The 21,534-nt window shown below is 63.4% G+C and carries 17 protein-coding genes; 14 read left to right on the top strand and 3 right to left on the bottom strand.

The features are described 5' to 3' along the window. Window positions 1-135: 135 nt before the first annotated feature. The 3 genes from ubiG to GO606_RS05975 form a co-directional block, all read right to left on the bottom strand. The gene (ubiG, locus tag GO606_RS05985; RefSeq protein WP_169120796.1) at window positions 136-837 is read right to left on the bottom strand and encodes a bifunctional 2-polyprenyl-6-hydroxyphenol methylase/3-demethylubiquinol 3-O-methyltransferase UbiG; all 702 of its coding nucleotides are present in this window, start codon (window positions 835-837) and stop codon (window positions 136-138) included. 114 nt (window positions 838-951) lie between these two features. Continuing rightward, window positions 952-1,668 carry an OmpA family protein gene (locus tag GO606_RS05980; protein ID WP_169120794.1) on the bottom strand — a complete coding sequence of 239 codons (717 nt, stop codon included), beginning with the start codon at window positions 1,666-1,668 and terminating at the stop codon, window positions 952-954. A 103-nt stretch (window positions 1,669-1,771) separates the two neighbouring features. Continuing rightward, window positions 1,772-3,091 carry a TRZ/ATZ family hydrolase gene (locus GO606_RS05975; protein ID WP_169120792.1) on the bottom strand — a complete coding sequence of 440 codons (1,320 nt, stop codon included), beginning with the start codon at window positions 3,089-3,091 and terminating at the stop codon, window positions 1,772-1,774. Between the two features lie 263 nt (window positions 3,092-3,354). Between GO606_RS05975 and GO606_RS05970 the strand changes: the two genes are divergently transcribed. The 14 genes from GO606_RS05970 (at window position 3,355) to GO606_RS05905 (ending at window position 21,525) form a co-directional block, all read left to right on the top strand. Next, the gene (locus GO606_RS05970) at window positions 3,355-4,506 is read left to right on the top strand and encodes an ISAs1 family transposase (protein WP_246979353.1); all 1,152 of its coding nucleotides are present in this window, start codon (window positions 3,355-3,357) and stop codon (window positions 4,504-4,506) included. Between the two features lie 100 nt (window positions 4,507-4,606). Then, the gene (gene gyrA / locus GO606_RS05965) at window positions 4,607-7,237 is read left to right on the top strand and encodes a DNA gyrase subunit A (RefSeq protein WP_169117770.1); all 2,631 of its coding nucleotides are present in this window, start codon (window positions 4,607-4,609) and stop codon (window positions 7,235-7,237) included. A gap of 25 nt (window positions 7,238-7,262) precedes the next feature. Continuing rightward, entirely contained in the window at window positions 7,263-8,363 is a 1,101-nt protein-coding gene (gene serC / locus GO606_RS05960) for a 3-phosphoserine/phosphohydroxythreonine transaminase (protein WP_169117771.1), read from the top strand. Between the two features lie 24 nt (window positions 8,364-8,387). Further along, the gene (gene pheA / locus GO606_RS05955) at window positions 8,388-9,452 is read left to right on the top strand and encodes a prephenate dehydratase (protein ID WP_169117772.1); all 1,065 of its coding nucleotides are present in this window, start codon (window positions 8,388-8,390) and stop codon (window positions 9,450-9,452) included. A 31-nt stretch (window positions 9,453-9,483) separates the two neighbouring features. Continuing rightward, entirely contained in the window at window positions 9,484-10,581 is a 1,098-nt protein-coding gene (gene hisC / locus GO606_RS05950) for a histidinol-phosphate transaminase (protein ID WP_169117773.1), read from the top strand. 19 nt (window positions 10,582-10,600) lie between these two features. Further along, window positions 10,601-11,503 (top strand): prephenate dehydrogenase, encoded by a 903-nt coding sequence (locus GO606_RS05945; protein WP_169117774.1) that lies wholly within the window; start codon window positions 10,601-10,603, stop codon window positions 11,501-11,503. Between the two features lie 2 nt (window positions 11,504-11,505). After that, window positions 11,506-13,440, top strand: a complete 1,935-nt coding sequence (locus tag GO606_RS05940) for a bifunctional 3-phosphoshikimate 1-carboxyvinyltransferase/cytidylate kinase (RefSeq protein WP_169117829.1) — start codon at window positions 11,506-11,508, stop codon at window positions 13,438-13,440. Between the two features lie 102 nt (window positions 13,441-13,542). Beyond that, window positions 13,543-15,252, top strand: a complete 1,710-nt coding sequence (gene rpsA, locus GO606_RS05935; protein ID WP_169117775.1) for a 30S ribosomal protein S1 — start codon at window positions 13,543-13,545, stop codon at window positions 15,250-15,252. Between the two features lie 12 nt (window positions 15,253-15,264). Beyond that, entirely contained in the window at window positions 15,265-15,549 is a 285-nt protein-coding gene (locus GO606_RS05930) for an integration host factor subunit beta (protein ID WP_011236339.1), read from the top strand. Between the two features lie 92 nt (window positions 15,550-15,641). Next, window positions 15,642-15,950 carry a LapA family protein gene (locus GO606_RS05925; RefSeq protein ID WP_169117776.1) on the top strand — a complete coding sequence of 103 codons (309 nt, stop codon included), beginning with the start codon at window positions 15,642-15,644 and terminating at the stop codon, window positions 15,948-15,950. 3 nt (window positions 15,951-15,953) lie between these two features. Beyond that, window positions 15,954-17,129, top strand: a complete 1,176-nt coding sequence (lapB, locus tag GO606_RS05920; protein ID WP_169117777.1) for a lipopolysaccharide assembly protein LapB — start codon at window positions 15,954-15,956, stop codon at window positions 17,127-17,129. Window positions 17,130-17,204: 75 nt separating this feature from the next. After that, window positions 17,205-18,527 (top strand): UDP-glucose dehydrogenase family protein, encoded by a 1,323-nt coding sequence (locus GO606_RS05915; RefSeq protein WP_169117778.1) that lies wholly within the window; start codon window positions 17,205-17,207, stop codon window positions 18,525-18,527. A 111-nt stretch (window positions 18,528-18,638) separates the two neighbouring features. Then, on the top strand, window positions 18,639-19,529 hold the full coding sequence (gene cysM, locus GO606_RS05910) for a cysteine synthase CysM (protein ID WP_169117779.1): 891 nt from the start codon (window positions 18,639-18,641) through the stop codon (window positions 19,527-19,529). A gap of 19 nt (window positions 19,530-19,548) precedes the next feature. Then, complete coding sequence (locus GO606_RS05905) at window positions 19,549-21,525, top strand: translocation/assembly module TamB domain-containing protein (protein ID WP_169117780.1); 1,977 nt, start codon at window positions 19,549-19,551, stop codon at window positions 21,523-21,525. The last annotated feature ends 9 nt before the right edge of the window (window positions 21,526-21,534 follow it).

Here is a 21,534-nt window from a genome sequence, read left to right as displayed (position 1 = left end):
ACTCCCGCAATCACGCCCCGCGCAGCCGGGCCGGAAAGAAAACGCAGGCAATCTTCCTGTGGACAATGCGTTTTTATGGCTCCAGTATTCCGAGTTCTGAATAGATCAGAACTTCCTTGGCGAGTTCTACGATACTCAGGCTGCGCGTTTGGCGTGAATGAGATAATTCACATCGGTATCATTTCCAAGGGAATACACGCTTGTCAATGGACTGTAGCTCATGCCGAGCAATTCGGCGATTTCCAAGCCGGCTTGGCGGCAATGCCGCGCGAGTTCGGATGGCTTGATGAATCTAACATAATCGTGTGTGCCGCGCGGCAATAGCTTCAGGATGTATTCTGCCCCGAGGACTGCAAATAGATACGCCTTGAAATTCCGGTTGATCGTGGAGAAAAATACGTGGCCGCCGGGTCGGACCAGTTGGGCGCACGCGGCCACTGTGCTCGCCGGATCAGGAACATGCTCGAGCATTTCCATGCATGTCACAATGTCGAATTCACCTGCATGTTGCGCGGCGAATTCCTCGGCGCTTGCATGATGATAGTCGACTTTCTGGCCGCTCTCGAACAGATGAAGGCGAGCCACGCCGAGAGCCTTTTCCGACAGGTCGATGCCGATAACCTGCGCACCTGCGGCCGCCATACTCTCGGACAGGATTCCTCCGCCACACCCAATATCCAAGACACGCTTGCCTGCAAGCCCCGCGTTCCTGTCTATCCAGTCGAGGCGCAACGGGTTGATTTCGTGGAGGGGTTTGAATTCGGACGTGGTGTCCCACCAGCGGTGGGCGAGTTCGCTGAATTTCTGCAGTTCTGCAGGGTCTGCATTCATGTTCATTGCCTGAAGCCTTTCATCACGATGGGACCAATGCGGCGCAGCCGTGTTCCTTTCGGTTGCCAAATGAAAAAGCCCTGCCGGGGCAGGGCCTTCACGGGCACTCGGAAGGATCGCTTACTTCGTGCCGATCACCTCAACTTCGACGCGACGATCTGGTTGCAGGCATTCGATAAGAGCCTTGCGACCGAGTTTGTCCGAGCAGGTCGTGCCCGTGACCGGTTGGCGCTCGCCCTTGCCTTCGGTATAGATGCGGTTTGCTTCGACGCCCTTGCCCACGAGGTAGGCCTTCACGGCGTTGGCGCGGCGCTCGGACAGCTTCTGGTTGTAGGCATCGGAGCCAAGGCGGTCGGTATGGCCGACCGCGAGAATCACTTCCAGCTTGACGCTCTTCGCCTGCTGGGCAAGCTGATCCAGCTTGGTCCTGCCTTCGGGCTTGAGGACGGCCTTGTCGAAGTCGAACAGGGTGTCGGCCGAGAGTTTGATCTTTTCAGCGGTGGGCTTCGGTGCAGGAGCGGCGGGGGCGGGAACTGCCGCCGGGATCACTGCCGGCGTACACTTTTCTTTCGGCACGATATCGCTGTCGCATTCACAACCCGCCGGGAACTGACCGGCCATGGCGGTACCGGCAGCGGCCGGACTCCAGTAGCCGGTGCGCCAGCACAGGCCGGTGCCGCTACGCGCGACGACGTTGCGCGAGTCGATAACGTAGGGAATCTCGCCCTTGCCATCGACCACGACATCCTTTGTCTGCGCAAAGGCGGCCGGTGCGGAGAGGCCGATCGAGGCGATTGCGGCCAGTATGAACATCTGCTTTTTAGTCTGTTTGATCATGATTTCCTCGTCGATGGGCAGGAGGATGGGTGGGGATGACTGATTAACCGGGCGAATCGAATTCTGCAGTACCCGCCAAGAGTAAGAGCCAAACATATCCAGTTCAGCTACCAGACTTAGTTTGCCACAGTGCAGTAAGCGCGAGCAATTCGCTGTCGTTTAATTGCAACATCAAATTCCCTTTATTTACACGGATTTCTCCGCCGACCCACACGTGGGAGACGTGCTCCCGTCCTGCCACATAGACCAAATGCGAGGCAGGATTGAAGCAGGGGCGCGTTTCGATCCGGTCCAGCGCGACGGCGCAAAGATCGGCTGCCTTGCCCGGTTCGATTGACCCGATCAGGTCTCCCATTCCCAGAGCGCGGGCGGAATTGAGCGTCGCCATCCGAATCGCGGCATGGGCAGGAATCACGGTTGCGTCGAGGGTGGACACCTTCGCAAGAAGACAGGTGTGGCGGATTTCCTGGAAGAGGTCAAGACGGTTGTTGCTGGCCGCACCGTCGGTGCCCAGGCCCACCGTGATGCCGTCGTTCAGCAACCGGGCTGCCGGGGCGATACCGCTTGCCAGCTTCATGTTCGAAGTGGGGCAGTGCGCAATGCTGCAACCATGCAGGGCGAGCAGGTCGAAATCGGATTGGTCGAGATGAACCGCATGGACCCCGAGCAAATTGCTGCCAAGCAGCCCGAGTCGCGCGAGTCGGGTGAGCGGACGGACGCCGTGCCGGGAATGGGAGTCCTGAATCTCCTGGAGCGTCTCGTGGAGGTGGATGTGGATCGTCGTGTCGAGTTCGGCCGCGAGGCTGGCGACGCGCACCAGGGTTTCATCCGAAACGGTATACGGCGCGTGCGGTGCGAGCGAAAAACCGATCCGCGGATGAGTGTGCCACTGACCCCGCGCCGCCAGTCCCTTGCGGAGATAGTCGTCGGCGTCGCTGGCGTAGGGCGTGGGAAATTCGAGCACGGTAATGCCGAGGACGGCGCGCATTCCCGCCTGGTCGAACGCTTCAGCGGCCGCGTCGGGGTAGAAATACATATCGTTGCAGGTAGTGATTCCGCCCTGCAGCATTTCAGCCGCCGCCAGCAAGGTCCCGTCGCGGACGAAAGCGTAGGACACGTGCCTGCTTTCAGCCGGCCAGATCGCCTCTTGCAGCCAGCGCATCAAAGGCAGGTCGTCGGCGATGCCGCGCATCAGCGTCATCGCTGAATGCGCATGAAGATTGATCAGCCCCGGAATCAGGACGTGATCGGCAAGTTCGAACGATTCGGGTGCGTGATAGCGCGAGCGTGCTTCGTCCTGCGGCAGTATCGCCAGGATGCGCCCGTTGCGCACCACGACGGCATGGCGCTCGAGTACGACGTTCGCGGGCTCGACGGGAACGATCCAGCGGGCGTGGATCAGCAGGTCTGCAGGCTGGCTCAACTCTTGCTCCAGAAGATGCGGACGCTGCGCATGTGCGAAAGCTTTGCATCTCGGTTTTTCGACGATTTAAGCATACGTCCGTTTGTCCCGCCATCGGTGCGTCCATGATGCGTACCGTCCGGCACACCGGCAGGGCAATCGCATCAAAATGCGGATGCCATTGTCGTTGACCCACTGAAAAAACCGTTAACAGTCAATGGATTACGCCGGGGCTGTTCACAGGATCTTGATTTGTGTAGTTTTCTGTCTTTTTGGGGTGACTCATGGAGACGGGAAATCGGGGAACTGGAAGCGAGAAGTTGTCGCTGGTGGAGGCGTTTTCTGGCCTTCCTGATCCGCGTGTGGCGGGACGGTCGAAACACGACTTGGTGGAGATACTGGTGATCACGGTCTGCGCCCTGGTGTGCGGGATCGACGACTTTGTCGGCGTTGAAGACTGGTCCAAGGAGCGCCTTGACTGGTTGCGGCGCTTCTTGAAGCTGGAGAACGGGATTCCGTCGCACGACACTATTGGCCGTCTGTTCGGGCTGCTGGACAAGAAAGCGCTGGAGGCAGGGTTCCGCCGCTGGGTCGGCGGCGTGCTGCCGGCGCTGGCCGAAGGCACGGTCGTGGCGATCGACGGCAAAGCGAGTCGGCGCAGTCGTCAGGCGGGCAAGCAGGCATTGCACATGGTCAGTGCGTTCGCCGCCGAGGCCGGATTGGTGTTGGGGCAGGAAGCCTGTGCCGAGAAGTCCAACGAACTGACCGCGATTCCCGTCCTGCTGGAAGCCCTGATGCTCAAGGGTGTCATCGTCACCATCGATGCCATGGGTACCCACGCCAACATCGCCCAATCGATTCGGGACAAGGAAGCCGATTACGTCCTGTCCGTGAAGGACAACCAGCCGACCCTGGCTGAATCGATCACGACCTTCTTCGAGATCGGCCAGTCCGAGGGCTGGAAAGCGACCAGGCACACCTACGTCGAGTCGGTCGAGAAGGATCACGGCCGTCTGGAAGTGCGCCGCTGCTGGGCCTTCGATCAACTGGCGTGTTTGGCCAATCCGCAGCAATGGCCGGACCTCATGATGTTCGGGGTGATTGAGGCAGAACGGACGATCAACGGCAAGACCAGCTGCGAGCGTCGCCTCTATATCGGCAGCATTGCCGCCGATGCCGCAACGCTGGCGAATGCGGTTCGCAGTCATTGGGGCATAGAAAATCGTGTTCATTGGTGCCTCGATGTCGCCTTGAACGACGACCAGATGCGTGCCCGCGTAAAGAACGCCGGCGCCAACCTCGCCATCATTCGTCGTCTTGTCCTCAATCTCTTTCGCCTCGACTCTTCTCGAAAAACCGGCATCCACACTCGACGCATCATCGCCGCCTCTTCCGACTCCTACCGCGAAACTATCTTGGGACTACAGGGGATTTGATGCGATTGCCCTGGGCACACCGGCAATGCGGACCGTCCGGTACTGGCCGCATGGTAAGATTGCACGCTTTTGACCGAGCGGTTTTCGCCGCCGCCGCTAAATGACCCCGTTTGCCAAGGAAACGCTGCCGATCAGTCTCGAAGACGAGATGCGGCACTCCTATCTCGATTACGCGATGAGCGTGATCGTCGGTCGCGCGCTGCCCGATGCACGCGATGGCCTCAAGCCGGTTCACCGGCGCGTGCTGTTCGCGATGCACGAGCTGTCGAATGACTGGAACAAGGCTTACAAGAAGTCCGCGCGGATCGTCGGCGACGTCATCGGCAAGTATCACCCCCATGGAGACTCCGCGGTCTACGACACGATCGTGCGCATGGCGCAGGACTTCTCGCTGCGCTACATGCTCGTCGACGGGCAGGGAAACTTCGGTTCGGTCGATGGCGACAACGCCGCAGCAATGCGATACACCGAAATCCGTATGGCGCGCATCGGCCACGAACTGCTCGCCGACATCGACAAGGAAACGGTCGATTTCGGCCCGAACTACGACGGTTCGGAGAGGGAGCCGCTGATCCTGCCGGCAAAGATCCCGAACCTGCTGATCAATGGTTCGTCGGGCATCGCCGTGGGCATGGCGACGAACATCCCGCCGCACAACCTCGGCGAAGTGCTCGATGCCTGCCTGAAGCTGCTGGAGAATCCGGACACCGATATCGAAGAGCTGATCGCCCTCGTCAAGGCGCCGGACTTTCCGACTGCCGCGTTGATCTACGGGCTCTCAGGGGTGCACGACGGCTACCGTACGGGCCGCGGCCGCGTCGTGATGCGCGCGCGCACGCACTTCGAGGATATGGAAAAGGGCAACCGCCAGGCGATCATCGTCGATGAGCTGCCGTACCAGGTGAACAAGCGCACGCTGCTCGAGCGCATCGCCGAGCTGGTGAACGAAAAGAAGATCGAGGGTATCAGCGAGATTCGCGACGAGTCGGACAAGTCCGGCATGCGCGTCGTCATCGAGCTCAAGCGCAACGAAGTGCCCGAAGTCGTGCTGAACAACCTGTTCAAGCAGACCCAGCTGCAGGACACGTTCGGCATGAACATGGTGGCGCTGGTCGATGGCAAGCCGCGCACGCTGAACCTGAAGCAGATGCTCGACTGCTTCCTGTCGCACCGGCGCGAAGTCATCACGCGCCGCACCGTGTTCGAGCTGCGCAAGGCGCGCGAGCGCGGGCATATCCTCGAAGGGCTGGCGGTCGCGTTGTCGAATGTCGACGAGATCATTGCGCTGATCAAGGCGGCGCCGACCCCCGCCGACGCCAAGCGCGGGCTGATGGCGCGCACGTGGCATTCCGCGCTGGTCGAGGAGATGCTCGCGCGCGCGCTCGCCGACAGCTACCGGCCCGACGGCTTGCCGCCTGAGTTCGGGCTCTCGGCGCAGGGCTACCGGCTGTCGGACGCGCAGGCGCAGGCGATCCTGGAGCTGCGCCTGCAGCGCCTGACCGGACTCGAGCAGGACAAGATCGTTACCGAATACCGCGAAGTGATGGAGGTCATTACCGACCTGCTCGACATTCTCGCGAATCCGCCGCGCATCACGGCGATCATCGTCGATGAACTGGGCGCGATCCGTAACCAGTTCGACGACCCGCGCCGTTCCGAGATCGTGCTGAACACGGCCGAGATCAACATCGAGGACCTGATCGCGCCCGAAGACATGGTCGTGACGCTGTCGCACGCCGGCTACTTCAAGCGCCAGCCGCTGACCGACTACCGCGCGCAGCGCCGCGGCGGTCGCGGCAAGCAGGCGACCGGGATGAAGGACGACGATTTCATCGACCGCCTCTTCGTTGCCAATACGCATGATTACATCCTGTGCTTCTCCAGCCGCGGCCGAGTCTATTGGCTCAAGGTGTATGAGGTCCCCGAAGGCACGCGCAACTCGCGCGGCCGTCCGATCGTGAATCTTTTCCCGCTGATGGACGGAGAGAAGATCAACGCGGTGCTGCCGGTGCAGGCTTTCGACGACGATCATTTCGTCTTCATGGCGACCGCCGAGGGCACGGTGAAGAAGACCGCGCTGACTGCGTTTTCCAATCCGCGCAAGGCCGGCATCATTGCGGCGAACCTCGACGACGGCGACCGCCTGATCGGCGTCGCGATCACCGACGGCAACAGCGACGTCATGCTGTTTTCCGATGCCGGCAAGGCGGTGCGCTTCCCCGAAGGCGACGTGCGCCCGATGGGCCGCGAGGCGCGCGGGGTACGCGGCATGAATCTCGAGGAAGGCCAGCGCGTGATCGCGATGCTGGTCGCGAAGGACGAGGAGCTGTCGGTGCTGACAGCGACCGAAAACGGCTATGGCAAGCGCACGCCGGTCGCCGAATACACCCGCCACGGGCGCGGCACCAAAGGCATGATCGCGATCCAGACGTCGGACCGCAACGGCAAACTTGTCGGCGCCTGCCTCGTCGAGGAAAGCGACGAGGTGATGCTGATCTCGACCGGCGGAGTGCTGATCCGGACCAGGGTGCAGGACATCCGTGAGCTGGGCCGGGCGACGCAGGGTGTGACGCTGATCAACCTCGACGAGGGCACCTCGCTGGCGGGGATCGAGAAAGTGGCGGAGTCCGAAGTCGACGAGCCTGCGGCCGACGTTCCCGACGACGGCGTCCCGGGGGCCGACTCCGCGTCTGCGGTGGATGGCACGCAAACGGATGGTCTGCTGGAGTAAGACCGCGAAGGGGGAGTTCCAGACGATGACACGTATATACAACTTCAGCGCCGGACCCGCGGCGCTGCCCGAGCCGGTGCTGCGCCAGGCCGCCGAAGAGATGCTCGACTGGCATGGCGTGGGTTGCGGCGTGATGGAAATGAGCCATCGCGGCAAGGAGTTCACGTCGATCGTCGCACAGGCCGAAGCGGATTTGCGCGAGCTGCTGGCGATTCCGGACAACTACCGCGTGCTGTTCCTGCAGGGTGGTGCGACGCAGCAGTTCGCGCAGATCCCCATGAATCTGCTCGCCGGAGGGTCGGCCGACTATCTCGTGACTGGGACCTGGTCGAAGAAGGCTTACGGCGAAGCGAAGCATCTGGTCGGCGCGCTCGGCGGCGCAGTCCGGCTCGCCGGCTCCACGGAGACTGCCGGATTCACGCGCCTGCTGCGCACGGAAGAACTCGACCTCGACCCGCGGGCGCGCTATCTGCATCTATGCACCAACGAGACGATCCACGGCGTTGAGCTGCGCGAAGTCAGCCGGTTGCCGGACACCGGCGTGCCGCTGGTCGCCGACATGTCGTCGCATATTCTGTCGCGCCCGCTCGACATCGGCCGCTACGGCCTGATCTATGCCGGGGCACAAAAAAACATCGGTCCTTCCGGGCTGGTCGTCGTCATCGTGCGCGAGGACCTGCTCGGCCATGCTTCGCCGGTGACACCGACGATCATGGATTATCGCGTGATGGCGGAGAACGGATCGATGCTCAACACTCCGCCGACCTACGCGATCTACATCGCCGGACTTGTATTCCGCTGGCTCAAGGCGCAGGGCGGCCTCGCGGCGGTCGAGGCGAACAACATCGCGAAGTCGGACCTGCTCTACGATTTTCTCGACGCCAGCGACTTTTACGAGAACCGCGTCGAGCACGACAGCCGCTCGCGGATGAACATCCCGTTCCTGCTGCGCGACGACGCGCTCAACGACCCTTTCCTCGCCGGGGCGAAGGCCGCTGGACTGACCCAGCTCAAGGGGCACAAGTCGGTCGGCGGGATGCGCGCATCGATCTATAACGCGATGCCGTTCGCCGGAGTGCAGGCGCTGGTTGATTACATGCGGGATTTTTCCGCGCGAAACGGTTGAACACGGACGGCTGAAAGGGCGAGCATGAGTGACGAACTGCTGAACCTCAGGAAGAACATCGACCGCCTCGACGAGGAAATCCTCGTCCGCCTTGCAGAACGCGCCCGCAACGCGCAGCGCGTCGGCGAGATCAAGCAGGGCAACGTATATCGCCCCGAGCGCGAGGCGCAGGTGCTGCGCCGCCTCGGCGCTGCCAATCCCGGGCCGTTGCCGGATCTGGCGGTGCAGCGGATCTTCCGCGAAATCATGTCGGCGTGCCTCGCGCTCGAACGGCCGCTCAGGGTCGCCTACCTCGGGCCGGCGGGGACCTTTTCGGAGAGCGCGTCGCGCAAGCATTTCGGCTCGGCGCCAAACTTCGTGCCGACGTCTACGATTGATGAGGTCTTTCGCGCGGTCGAAGCCGGCAATGTGGACTACGGCGTCGTGCCGGTCGAGAACTCGACCGAAGGGGTGGTCGGCGGCACGCTCGACCTGCTGCTCGAGAATCCGTTGCAGATCTGCGGTGAAGTCAAACTGCGGATCCATCAACACCTGCTGTCGAAAGCCGCCGGCATCGGCGCGGCCAAGCGGCTGTATTCACACGCCCAATCGCTCGCCCAGTGCCACGAGTGGCTGAACCGCAATTTGCCGTCGCTTTCGCGCGTACCGGTCGCGAGCAACGCCGAGGCGGCGCGCTTGGCATCTGAAGATGCCGAATCGTGCGCGATCGCAGGCGAGGCGGCCGCCGAACTGTACGGCCTCGACGTGCTGGCCGCGAACATCGAGGACGATCCGAACAACACCACGTGCTTTCTCGTTATCGCGCACCACGACGCGGACCGCTCCGGCCAGGACAAGACCTCGCTGGTGTGCTCGGCGCCGAACCGGCCGGGCGCGATGCATGCATTGCTCGAACCGCTGGCGAAGCACGGTGTCAGCATGAGCAAGCTGCAATCCCGTCCGGCGCGCGGCGGATTGTGGGAGTACGTGTTCTACATGGACATCGAAGGGCACCGCGAAGACCCGGAGGTGGCCGCGGCCTTGAAGGAACTCAACGAACGTGCAGGGTTCGTCAAGGTGTTGGGATCCTATCCGGTGGCGGTGATCTGACCGGCGCGGCAACGACAATCAGGAGATCGCAATGAGCGTAGCCAGCAAGGCCCCCGATTACATCCATGCAATCACGCCCTATCCGCCCGGCAAGCCGATCGGGGAACTGGCGCGGGAAATGGGGATTCCCGAGGCCAGCATCGTCAAGCTGGCGTCCAACGAGAATCCGCTCGGCATGAGCGTGCGGGCCAAGGAAGCCGCGGTGGCGGCGCTCGTCGACATCGAGCGTTACCCGGACGGCAATGGTTTCGAACTGAAGGCGGCGCTGTGTGCGCGCTTCGGCGTGCAGCCCGACCAGATCGTGCTCGGCAACGGTTCGAACGACGTCCTCGAGCTCGCCGCGCATGCGTACCTCGCCCCCGGCAGTTCTGCAGTGTTCTCGCAGCACGCATTCGCCGTCTATCCGCTCGCGACCAACGCAATGGGCGCGCGTGGCATCGAGGTGCCGGCGCGGGCTTACGGACACGATCTGGCCGCAATGGCAGCCGCGGTCGCGACCGACACGCGGATCGTGTTCATTGCGAATCCGAACAATCCGACCGGCACCTTCGTCGACGGCAGCGAGCTCGAGGCTTTCCTCGCCCGGGTGCCGTCCGATGTGCTCGTCGTGCTGGACGAGGCCTACACCGAATACCTGTCCGAACAGCAGCGTTACGACAGTCTCTCGTGGTTGCCGCGCTTTCCGAACCTGCTCGTTTCCCGAACCATGTCGAAAGCATACGGCATGGCGGGCCTGCGCGTCGGCTACGGCATCGGGCACCCCGATGTCGTCGACCTGATGAACCGCGTCCGCCAGCCGTTCAACGTCAACAGCGTGGCGCTCGCGGCGGCGACGGCTGCGCTCGCCGACGAGGAATTTCTCGCCCGCAGTGCCGACGTCAATCGGCGCGGCATGGCGCAGATTATCGAGGCGCTGGCCGAACTCGCGCTGGAATGGATTCCGTCGGCGGGCAATTTCGTCACGTTCAGGGTCGGCAATGCAGCGGCGGTGAATCTGGCGCTGCTGAAACAAGGCGTCATCGTGCGGCCGATCGGCGGCTACGGCATGCCCGAATGGCTGCGTGTTTCGATCGGCCTGCCCGAAGAAAACGCCCGCTTCATCACCGCCCTCCGGCAGGCGCTCGCATGAAACAGGCAAGGTGCAGGCAATGGTCATGATCGACAAGCTGGTCGTCTGCGGCGTCGGCCTGATTGGCGGTTCGTTCGCGCTGGCGCTGCGCCGGGCCGGACTTGTCAGGCGTATCGTCGGGATCGGCCGCAGGCCGGCATCGCTTGCCCGCGCAGTGGCGTTGGGAGTCGTCGACAAGGCGGCCGCCGGCTGGGCCGACGCGCTGGACGGCGCCGATTTCGTCCTGCTGGCCACCCCGGTCGGGCAGATGGATGCGGTGATGGCGGCGATGGCGCCACATCTGGTGCCGGGAACGGTAGTCACGGACGCGGGCAGTACCAAGCGCGATGTCATCGAGGCGATCTACCGCCATCTTCCCGGCCATCTGCCGTACGTTGTCCCGGCGCACCCGATCGCCGGCGCCGAGTGCAGTGGTGTCGAGGCGGCATTCGCCGGCCTGTACGACGGCAGGAAAGTCGTCGTCACGCCGCTGCCGGAAAACGAGCCGGGCGCGGTGCTGCGCGTGCGCGAGGCGTGGGAGGCGTGCGGGGCGCTGATGTACGAGATGCCACCGCAAGAGCACGATCGGGTGTTCGCCGCGGTCAGTCACCTGCCACATCTGCTGGCGTTCGGGCTGGTGCACGACCTTGCCGGACGGCCGAACGCCGAACAGCTGTTCGGGTACGCCGCGAGCGGCTTCCGCGACTTCACGCGCATTGCGGGCAGCCATCCGGAGATGTGGCGGGATATCTGCATCGCAAACAGGCAGGCGCTGCTGGGCGAACTGGACCAGTATCTTGCCGAGCTAGCATACCTTCGGGCGCTGCTCTTGTCCGCTGACGGCGACCGGCTCGAGCAACTGTTCGCCGAGGCGCGCCACGCCCGCAACGCGTGGGCCGAGCAATTCTCCACCGCCCCCAACGCTGTTCCGACGCCTGAATGACCATAGACTTTCTCGACCTTCCGCCGATGCTCGATGCCACGGGGCGGGTGCGTCTGCCGGGCTCGAAGAGCATCTCGAACCGCACTTTGCTGCTTGCCGCCCTGGCCGAGGGACGCACGGAAATCCGCGACCTGCTCGCCTCCGACGACGTCGAGCGGATGCTCGACGCGCTGCGCACGCTGGGCGTCTCGTGGGCACGCGAGGGCGACAGCGACCACTATCGGGTCGACGGCGTCGCCGGGCCCTTTCCGGTCAAGGCCGCGGACCTGTTCCTGGGCAATGCCGGCACGGCGTTCCGTCCTCTGACTGCCGCGCTCGCGCTGTCGGGCGGCGAATACCGCCTGACGGGGGTGCCGCGGATGCATGAGCGGCCGATCGGCGATCTCGTCGACGGCCTGCGGCAGATCGGTGCGGATGTGCGCTATCTCGGTATCGAAGGCTTCCCGCCGCTGCATATCCTGCCCGCCACGATTCGTCCTGGCGGTGTGCTGCGCGTGCGCGGCGACGTTTCGAGCCAGTTCCTCACCGCGCTGCTGATGGCCTTGCCGCTCACCGGAACCCGGACCACGATCGAAGTCGTCGGCGAACTGATCTCGAAGCCGTACATCTCGATCACGCTCGATCTGATGGCCCGCTTCGGCGTCGAGGTGCAGCGTGAGGGGTGGACACGTTTTATCGTTCCCAGCGGTGCCCGCTACCGCAGCCCCGGCAGGGTGTTCGTCGAAGGGGACGCCTCGTCGGCTTCGTACTTTCTTGCCGCGGGTGCGATCGGGGGCGGGCCGGTTCGCGTCGAAGGCGTGGGCCGCAGCAGCATCCAAGGCGACGTGCGCTTCGCTGAGGCGCTCGCCGAACTCGGCGCGCGGGTCGACATCGGCGATAACTGGATCGAAGCGCGCGCGCCGGAGAGCGGGCGGCTGAAGGCGTTCGACCTCGACCTGAACCATATTCCCGACGCTGCGATGACGCTCGCCGTCGCGGCGCTGTTTGCCGACGGTTCGTGCACGCTGCGCAATATTGCAAGCTGGCGGGTCAAGGAAACTGACCGCATCGCCGCGATGGCGAAAGAATTGCGCAAAGTCGGCGCCATAGTGGAGGAGGGCGCGGATTTCCTGCGCGTCACGCCGCCTGCGAAGCTCGTGCCGGCCGCGATCGACACCTACGATGACCACCGCATGGCGATGTGCTTCTCGCTGGTGAGCCTGGGCGGCTGCCGCGTACGCATCAATGATCCGAAATGCGTGAATAAGACTTTCCCGACCTATTTCGAGTGTTTCGCCAGCATCACCCGGCCTGTCCCGGTCGTCGCGATCGATGGACCGTCGGCCTCCGGCAAGGGCACGGTCGCAGCGCGCGTCGCCGCCGCGCTGGGCTACCACTACCTCGACAGCGGTTCGCTGTACCGCCTGGTCGCGCTCGCGGCAATGCGTTCGGAGCTTTCATTAGACGATGAACCGGCGCTCGCGGCGCTCGCTGCCCGGTTGCCGGCCCGCTTCAGCGCAGCGCAAGTGATGCTCGACGACGAGGACGTCACCGACGCTATCCGCACCGAAAGATGTTCGGTCGGCGCCTCGCAGGTGGCGGCATTGCCTGCGGTGCGTGCTGCCCTGCTCGATCGCCAGCGCGATTACCGTCGTGCGCCCGGACTCGTTGCGGAAGGGCGCGACATGGGTTCGGTCGTTTTCCCGGACGCGACAGTCAAGATATTCCTCACCGCGACTGTCGAGGCACGCGCGCAGCGGCGCTATAAGCAGTTGATGGAGAAAGGAATGGGTGCTAGCATGGAAAGTCTTTTAAAGGATCTTCACGAACGGGATGCGCGCGATGCCGCCCGCACTGTCGCTCCTTTGAAGAAATTGCCGGATGCGGTGCTCCTGGATACGACGGAAGTCAATGTGGAGCAGGCGGTCGGTTTCGTGCTCGACCGGGTCCGCTCTTAGATCGTTCCCGCAGGCGGGAAACAGACTCGCAAGAGTTTGTTTTCTGATTTTCAATCCTCTACTGGTAGCCGCTTTCGGGCGGTTTTTGGACCTTCACTCTTTATGACCACTGCCACCCCCGTTTCCGATTTCCAGGAAAGTTTTGCCGACCTGTTCGAAGAAAGTCTTGCGCGTCAGGAGATGCGCTCCGGCGAGGTAATCACCGCCGAGGTCGTGAGCATCGACCACAACTTTGTCGTCGTGAATGCCGGCCTGAAGTCCGAGAGCTATGTGCCGATCGAAGAGTTCCGTGATGACCGCGGCGAACTCGAAGTCAAGGTCGGTGACTTCGTCCACGTCGCCATCGACGCGTTGGAAGACGGCTATGGTGAAACCCGTCTGTCGCGCGAGAAGGCGAAGCGGATCGCAGCCTGGAACGATCTGGAAAAGGCGCTCAACGAAGGCTCCCTGGTGAAGGGCCTGATTTCGGGTCGCGTCAAGGGTGGCCTGACGGTCATGACCAACAGCATCCGTGCGTTCCTGCCGGGCTCGCTGGTCGACATGCGTCCGGTCAAGGACACGTCGCCGTACGAAGGCAAGGAATTCGAGTTCAAGGTCATCAAGCTCGACCGCAAGCGCAACAACGTCGTCGTGTCCCGCCGCGCGGTGCTCGAAGAGACAATGGGCGAAGAGCGTGAAAAGCTGCTGGCGAACCTCAAGGAAGGCACGGTCGTCAAGGGTATCGTCAAGAACATCACCGACTACGGTGCGTTCGTGGACCTCGGCGGCATCGACGGCCTGCTGCACATCACCGATCTGGCGTGGCGCCGCGTGCGTCATCCGTCCGAAGTGCTCAACGTCGGCGACGAGATCGACGCCAAGGTGCTGAAGTTCGACCAGGAAAAGAACCGCGTCTCGCTGGGCCTCAAGCAACTGGGCGAAGATCCGTGGGTCGGCATCGCTCGCCGCTACCCGCAGGGCACCCGCCTGTTCGGCAAGGTTACGAACATCACCGACTACGGCGCGTTCGTCGAAGTCGAGCAGGGCATCGAGGGCCTGGTGCACGTCTCCGAGATGGACTGGACCAACAAGAACATCCATCCGACGAAGGTTGTCCAGCTGGGCGACGAAGTCGAAGTGATGATTCTCGAGATTGACGAGGACCGCCGCCGCATCTCGCTCGGCATGAAGCAGTGCATGTCCAACCCGTGGGATGATTTCGCGATCAATCACAAGAAGGGCGACAAGGTCCGCGGCCAGATCAAGTCGATCACCGATTTCGGTGTGTTCATCGGTCTGGACGGCGGCATCGACGGCCTGGTGCACCTGTCCGACCTGTCATGGAGCGACACTGGCGAAGAGGCTGTGCGCCGCTTCAAGAAGGGCGACGAAGTCGAGGCTGTCGTCTTGGCGATCGACGTCGAGCGCGAGCGCATCTCGCTCGGCGTGAAGCAACTCGAAGGCGACCCGTTCACGAACTTCATCGCGACGCACGAGAAAAACAGCATCGTCGGCGGCACCGTGAAATCGGTCGACGCGCGCGGTGCGGTGATCGCGCTGAACGAGGATGTCGAAGGCTACCTGCGGGCTTCGGAAGCGGCTGCGCATCGTGTAGATGACTTGACGACCGTGCTGAAGGAAGGCCAGGAAGTCGAGGTCATGATCATCAACGTCGATCGCAAGACGCGTTCGATCAACCTGTCGATCCGTGCCAAGGACCAGGCCGAGCAGAGCGACGCGATGCAGAAGTTCGCATCGGACAGTTCCGCAGCCAGCGGTACCACGAACCTTGGTGCGCTGCTGAAGGCCAAGCTCAACGAGCAGAAGCAGTAAATCCGGTTGGATATGACCAAATCGGAGCTGATTGCGAGGCTGGCTGCGCGTTTTCCACAGCTGGTCGCAAAAGACGCCGATTACGCGGTCAAGATGGTGATCGATGCGATGTCCGAAGCGCTTGCGCGCGGGGACCGCATCGAGATCCGGGGATTTGGCAGCTTTGCATTGAACTATCGACCGCCGAGGGTGGGGCGTAATCCGAAATCCGGGGACAAGGTTCTGGTTCCGGAAAAGTACGTGCCCCACTTCAAGGCCGGCAAAGAGCTACGCGAGCGCGTCGATATCGCCGGATGAGCTGCGCGGCGATCGGGTCTGCATCATGAATGTCCGGGAAGGCGGCGCGAGCCGCCTTCTTTTTTGCCCTTCGCTCGGAGATAATTCATCCCATGCGCGTCGTAATGTGGATCATCCGGCTCCTGCTGTTCTTCCTGCTGTTCGGTTTCGCAGTCAAGAACGACCACCTCGTGAGCCTGCATTTCTTTTTCGGCAGCAGCTGGCAAACGCCGCTGGTGTTCGTCATTCTCGTCGCATTCACCGCGGGTGCCCTGCTCGGCGTGACCGCGACTTTCGGCTCGCTGCTGCGTCAGCGCCGCGAGATCGGCCGTTTGCGGCGCCAGCTCGATCGCGCCACGCGCGATCGTCCGGCCACCCCGGTTCCGAGCGCCGCCGAAGTGCAGGCGCCCGAGACTTTTTGAGCGATGGAAATCGAATTCTGGTGGTTTCTGGCGCTACCGCTTTTTTTTGCGCTGGGCTGGCTGGCAGCCCGCATCGACATACGTCAGGTGGTGCATGAATCGCGCGCGCTGCCGCGTTCGTACCTGTCGGGCCTGAACTTTCTGCTCAATGAACAGCAGGACAAGGCGATCGATGCATTCATCGAAGCGGTGAAGATCGATCCGCAAACGATCGAGCTGCATTTCGCGCTGGGAAGCCTGTTTCGACGCCGCGGCGAGACTGATCGCGCCATTCGCATGCACCAGAGCCTCGTCGACCGTGAGGACCTCTCCGATGAGCAACGCCTTCAGGCGCTCGCCGAGTTAGGCCAGGATCATCTGAAGGCCGGGTTGCTGGACCGCGCCGAGGCGGTGTTCCTGAAGCTTCGGGACACTCGCCTCAATGACACTGCGGTGCGTTTTCTGCTCGAGATCTACCAGCAGGAAAAGGACTGGGCAAAGGCGATCGAGGCGGCAAAGGCCTTGCCGGATCACGAGAGCGTCCTGTGGCGCAAGGAGGTCGCGAATTTTTATTGCGAGCTGGCGACCCTCGCCCTTGCAAGCTCGCGGAACGACGAAGCGCGGCGCCATCTCGACCAGGCGTTCGCGATCAACCGGCGGTGTGTCCGCGCGAGTATCGTCCTCGGCGATCTGATGGTGGCGGAGAAGCGCTACGACGAGGCCATCGAAGTGTGGAAGCGCGTCGAGAGCCAGGACCCGGTCTACCTGGCGCTGGTCGCCGAACGCATCATGGACGCCCACCGGCGGCTCGACCGGGTCGAGCAGGGGCAGACGTTGCTGCGCTCGTGGCTCGAGCGTCATTCCTCGCTCGATCTCCTCGACGAGGTGTTCCACTGGGAGCTCGAAAAGGAGGGGTCGCGCGCGGCCTATGACCTCGTCAGGGAAGAGCTGCGCCGCAATCCGACCCTGCTCGGGCTCGACAAGTTGCTCGAAGCCGCATTGCTGAATGCCCCGGCCGAGCAGCGCAGCGACATCGAACTTGTAAAACAGTTAATCCATGGCCACACCCGCCGGGTCGCGCGTTATCGTTGCGCCGAATGCGGGTTCAAGGCGCGCCAGTTCCAGTGGCGTTGCCCGGCGTGCGGCGGCTGGGAAACGTATCCTCCGCGCCGCACGGAAGAATACGATCTCGCGCCGTAAGCGCCGATGACATGTGTCGCCGGTCGCGCGCGGATCGCCCGCCGGTTTGTTGTTTCTTCCGATTGAGGACGATTCATGAAAATCACCGTCGTGGGTACCGGGTATGTCGGACTCGTCAGTGGCGCCTGCCTCGCGGACGTCGGCAACGATGTGCTGTGTCTGGATGTAGATCCGGCCAAGATCCGCATACTCGAGGACGGCGGAATCCCGATCCACGAACCGGGGCTGCTGGAGATCGTGCGCCGCAATGTCGATGCCGGACGGCTGTTTTTTACCACCGACGCCGAATATGCGGCGCGCCACGGAACGGTGCAGTTCATCGCGGTCGGGACGCCGCCGGACGAGGATGGGTCGGCGGATCTGAAGTACGTGCTTGCGGCGGCGCGAAACATCGGCAAGCACATGGACGACTATCGCGTCGTCGTCAACAAGTCGACGGTCCCGGTCGGTACAGGTGACCGCGTTCGCGAGGCGATCGTCGCGGAATTGGCGGCGCGCGAAGCCGGTTTCCCGTTCAGTGTCGTGTCGAACCCGGAGTTCCTGAAGGAAGGCGCGGCGGTCGATGACTTCATGCGCCCGGACCGGATCATCGTCGGTGCGGGCGACGAGCGCGCGATCGATCTGATGCGCGAACTGTACGGCCCGTTTCAGCGCAATCGCGAAAAGATGCTGGTGATGGATGTCAGGAGCGCCGAGTTGACGAAATATGCCGCCAACGCGATGCTTGCGACCCGCATCAGCTTCATGAACGAACTGGCGAATCTCGCCGAGACGCTCGGTGCGGACATTGAACTGGTGCGCCAGGGCATCGGCTCGGACCCGCGCATTGGCTGGCACTTTCTCTACGCCGGATGCGGCTACGGCGGTTCGTGCTTCCCGAAGGATGTGAAGGCGCTGATCAACACCGGCAACGAGCGCGGACATGATCTGCTGATCCTGAACGCCGTCGAGGCGGCCAACGAGGCGCAGAAGCTGCGTCTCGTCGACAAGGTCGTCGCCCGGTTCGGCGAGGACCTGTCAGGTCGCCATTTCGGACTGTGGGGACTCGCCTTCAAGCCCAACACCGATGACATGCGGGACGCCCCGAGCCGGATAATCGTCGCCGAGTTGCTGCGCCGTGGCGCTACGGTCGTTGCCTACGATCCGGTCGCGATGGACGAGGCGCGGCGCATCTTCGGCGACGAACCGCGGCTGGCGTATGCCGAGCGGCCGATGGAGGTCCTCGAAGGTGCTGATGCGCTGATCATCGTCACCGAATGGAAGGAGTTCCGCAGCCCCGATTTCATCCGGATCAAGCAGATGCTGCGGCACGCGGTGGTCTTCGACGGGCGCAACATGTACGAGCCGTCGGTCATGGCACGGGTCGGCCTCGAATACTACGGCATCGGACGGCGCTAAGTCCCCGTTCCAGAACGATTGCCGATATAAGCTTATGCCGCCCCGCGGGTTTGCGCGGACGGGCTCCACGCTTACTATCGGCCCATCGAAATCAGACCGGACCACAGGGATATGGACTACAAAACGCTTGAAGACTATGTGGGCCACACGCCGCTGGTGCGCCTCAAGCGCATCGGCGCGGGCCGCAACAACGTCATTCTGGCGAAGCTCGAAGGCAACAACCCCGCCGGGTCGGTAAAGGACCGGCCGGCGCTGTCGATGATCGTGCATGCGGAAGCGCGCGGCGACATTCGCCCCGGCGACACGCTGATCGAGGCGACCAGTGGCAACACCGGGATCGCGCTGGCGATGGCGGCAGCGATGCGCGGCTACCGGATGATTCTCGTGATGCCGGAAAACCAGAGCGTCGAGCGGCGTCAGACAATGCGGGCGTTCGGCGCCGAGCTCGTGCTGACACCACGCGACGGCGGCATGGAAATGGCCCGGGACGTCGCCGAGCGGATGCGCGACGAAGGCAGGGGGATCATTCTCGACCAGTTCGCGAATCCCGACAATCCGCTCTCTCATTACGAAGCGACCGGTCCCGAAATCTGGGAGCAGACGGGCGGCCGGATCACGCATTTCGTCAGCAGCATGGGCACGACCGGGACGATCATGGGCTGCTCCCGCTTTCTGAAGGAAAGGAATCCGGCGGTCCGGATCATCGGCTGCCAGCCCGACGAGGGCTCGCAGATCCCGGGCATCCGCAAGTGGCCCGAGGCCTATCTGCCGAAAATCTACGAAAAACCGCGGGTCGATGCGCTCGAAAACGTGAGCCAGGCCGATGCCGAGGAAATGACGCGGCGTCTGGCGCGCGAGGAAGGTATTTTTGCCGGGATCTCCTCTGGTGGCGCGATGCACGTCGCGGTCCGCATTGCTGCCGAATTGGAAAATGCGGTGATCGTGTCCATCATCTGTGATCGTGGCGACCGGTACCTGTCGACCGGCGTGTTTCCGGGCTGAACTCCGTTCCGGCCGGGGCATGGCGCGGCTGGCTTTTCTTCTTTTGATCCTGGCGTGGTCAGGGTTTGCCGGAGCGCGGGCCCTGCAACTCGACCTGGGCCGCCTCACGCATCCTGTTTTCGTCATCGATGGCCTGCGCGTCCGTCTCGGTGACGAAGGCGAGGCGGCCGAACTGGCAATCGAACGCTTCGCGATCGGCAAGCGCGACTGGCAGAACGTCACGATCCGTTGCCCCGCCTTTCGCTTCGAACGTGCCGTGGTCCGCTGCCGGAGAGGCATGTTGACCGTGCCGGGCCTGTTCGAGCGTGCGACCATCGACCTGCACTTCGACACGCGGAACAAGAGCGGCGAACTCAATCTCCGCATGCCCGGCCGCGAAGCGATCAACATCGTGATGCGCCCGGATGGCCGAATCGTCGCATCGCTTGCAGGGTTTGCCGTCGCGCGGCTGGGGGAGCTTCTCGATCTGGCAAGCTGGAATGCGGCGGGGCGGCTCGTCGGTCGCATCGAATATTCCCCGACGCGCGACGGCGCCCGCATCCGTGTGTCGGGCAAGCTCGAAGGCGGCGGATTTACGCAGGCGGATGGGCTGCGGGCGGCGGAAGGACTGGGCCTGGATATCGATCTGGGGGCGCGGCGCGGGCCCACCGGATGGGATTGGCAGGGGCGCGTGGCGTGGAACGCAGGCGAGGCATATCTGCATCCGCTGTACCTCGTGGCCGGTCCGGCTGTCGAGGCGGCGGGGCGGCTCGAAGCGGAGGTGCTCACGGTGGCGCGCGCGCGGCTCGAACTCGAAGGCGTGCGCACGATCGCCGCGAACGCCGAAATTGGTCTGCAACCCCTGGTGGTGAGAAGCCTGGCGTTTTCGGTCGCCGACGCCGATCTCGCGGTGGTCGGTCCGCGCTATCTCGCACCGGCGTTTGCGCCGGCCGTAACGGACCAGCTACGGTTCTCGGGTCACGTTAGCGCCGCGGCGACACTCGAAGAGGGGGTGCCGACCGCGGTGGACCTTGCATTCGACGAGGCCGGCTTCAGCCTGAGTAACAAGGAACTGAGTTTCGGTCCGCTGACCGGCGTGATGCCCTGGCGCGCCAAGGCTCGCACCGAAGCGCGACTGGCGGTCGGCGGCGGCCGCTGGCAGAAGCTCGCGCTGGGTGCCTTCGAACTTGTCGCACGGCTCGACGGGCAAGGCGTCGACGTCGACCACGTCGCGATCCCGGTGCTCGACGGAGCGCTGGTGCTCGAGCGGCTGGCGCTCGCGCGCGATGCGGCGGGCTGGCATGGCAGCGGCGCCGCGGTCGTCGAGCCGATATCGATGGCGCTGCTCGCCGAGGCGGTCGGCCTGCCTGCGATGTCCGGCGTGCTGACCGCGTCGTTGCCGGGGCTGCGCGTCGCGCCCGGTGAAGTCTCGCTCGACGGCGCTCTGGTGATTTCGGTGTTCGACGGCTACCTGCAGGCGACGCGGCTGCAACTGTTCGAACCGTTCGGCGTCGCGTCGCATCTCTACGCCGACGTCCAGGCGCGCCACCTCGACCTCGCGCAACTGACCGAAGCCTTCTCGTTCGGCAGCGTGTCCGGCTTTGTCGATGCCGACGTGCTCGGGCTGGAACTTGCGCGCTGGCGGCCGGTGCGCTTCGATGCGCGTGTCATCAGCAGCCCCGGAAACTATCCGCGGCGGATCAGCCAGCGTGCGGTGCAGAACATCAGCGCGCTCGGCGGGCCAGGTGCGGTGGCCGCGCTGCAGCGCGGGCTGCTCGGCCTGTTCGAGACATTCGGCTATCGCGAGATCGGCATCTCATGTGTCCTGCGCGACGGCGTATGTCGCATGGACGGTCTGGATGACCGCATCGCGCCCGGTGACGGCTACTACATCGTGCGTGGCGGCGGCATCCCCGCGTTGAATGTCATCGGCTACAATCGGCGCGTCGATTGGAACGAGCTGATCGACCGTCTGCAGCGGGTGATCGCGTCGAACGCGCCTCTCGTCATCCAGTAGCAGTCGGAA

The sequence above is a fragment of the Aromatoleum anaerobium genome (assembly GCF_012910705.2).
GTDB classification, from domain to species: domain Bacteria; phylum Pseudomonadota; class Gammaproteobacteria; order Burkholderiales; family Rhodocyclaceae; genus Aromatoleum; species Aromatoleum anaerobium.
This window is presented reverse-complemented; position numbering and strand designations above follow the sequence as displayed.

What these genes read in the sequence shown, in the direction of transcription:
- ubiG (WP_169120796.1), bottom strand. Translation starts at nt 837, where the DNA reads ATGAACATGAATGCAGACCCTGCAGAACTGCAGAAATTCAGCGAACTC.
- GO606_RS05980 (WP_169120794.1), bottom strand. Translation starts at nt 1,668, where the DNA reads ATGATCAAACAGACTAAAAAGCAGATGTTCATACTGGCCGCAATCGCC.
- GO606_RS05970 (WP_246979353.1), top strand. Translation starts at nt 3,355, where the DNA reads ATGGAGACGGGAAATCGGGGAACTGGAAGCGAGAAGTTGTCGCTGGTG.
- gyrA (WP_169117770.1), top strand. Translation starts at nt 4,607, where the DNA reads ATGACCCCGTTTGCCAAGGAAACGCTGCCGATCAGTCTCGAAGACGAG.
- serC (WP_169117771.1), top strand. Translation starts at nt 7,263, where the DNA reads ATGACACGTATATACAACTTCAGCGCCGGACCCGCGGCGCTGCCCGAG.
- pheA (WP_169117772.1), top strand. Translation starts at nt 8,388, where the DNA reads ATGAGTGACGAACTGCTGAACCTCAGGAAGAACATCGACCGCCTCGAC.
- hisC (WP_169117773.1), top strand. Translation starts at nt 9,484, where the DNA reads ATGAGCGTAGCCAGCAAGGCCCCCGATTACATCCATGCAATCACGCCC.
- GO606_RS05945 (WP_169117774.1), top strand. Translation starts at nt 10,601, where the DNA reads ATGGTCATGATCGACAAGCTGGTCGTCTGCGGCGTCGGCCTGATTGGC.
- rpsA (WP_169117775.1), top strand. Translation starts at nt 13,543, where the DNA reads ATGACCACTGCCACCCCCGTTTCCGATTTCCAGGAAAGTTTTGCCGAC.
- GO606_RS05930 (WP_011236339.1), top strand. Translation starts at nt 15,265, where the DNA reads ATGACCAAATCGGAGCTGATTGCGAGGCTGGCTGCGCGTTTTCCACAG.
- GO606_RS05925 (WP_169117776.1), top strand. Translation starts at nt 15,642, where the DNA reads ATGCGCGTCGTAATGTGGATCATCCGGCTCCTGCTGTTCTTCCTGCTG.
- lapB (WP_169117777.1), top strand. Translation starts at nt 15,954, where the DNA reads ATGGAAATCGAATTCTGGTGGTTTCTGGCGCTACCGCTTTTTTTTGCG.
- GO606_RS05915 (WP_169117778.1), top strand. Translation starts at nt 17,205, where the DNA reads ATGAAAATCACCGTCGTGGGTACCGGGTATGTCGGACTCGTCAGTGGC.
- cysM (WP_169117779.1), top strand. Translation starts at nt 18,639, where the DNA reads ATGGACTACAAAACGCTTGAAGACTATGTGGGCCACACGCCGCTGGTG.
- GO606_RS05905 (WP_169117780.1), top strand. Translation starts at nt 19,549, where the DNA reads ATGGCGCGGCTGGCTTTTCTTCTTTTGATCCTGGCGTGGTCAGGGTTT.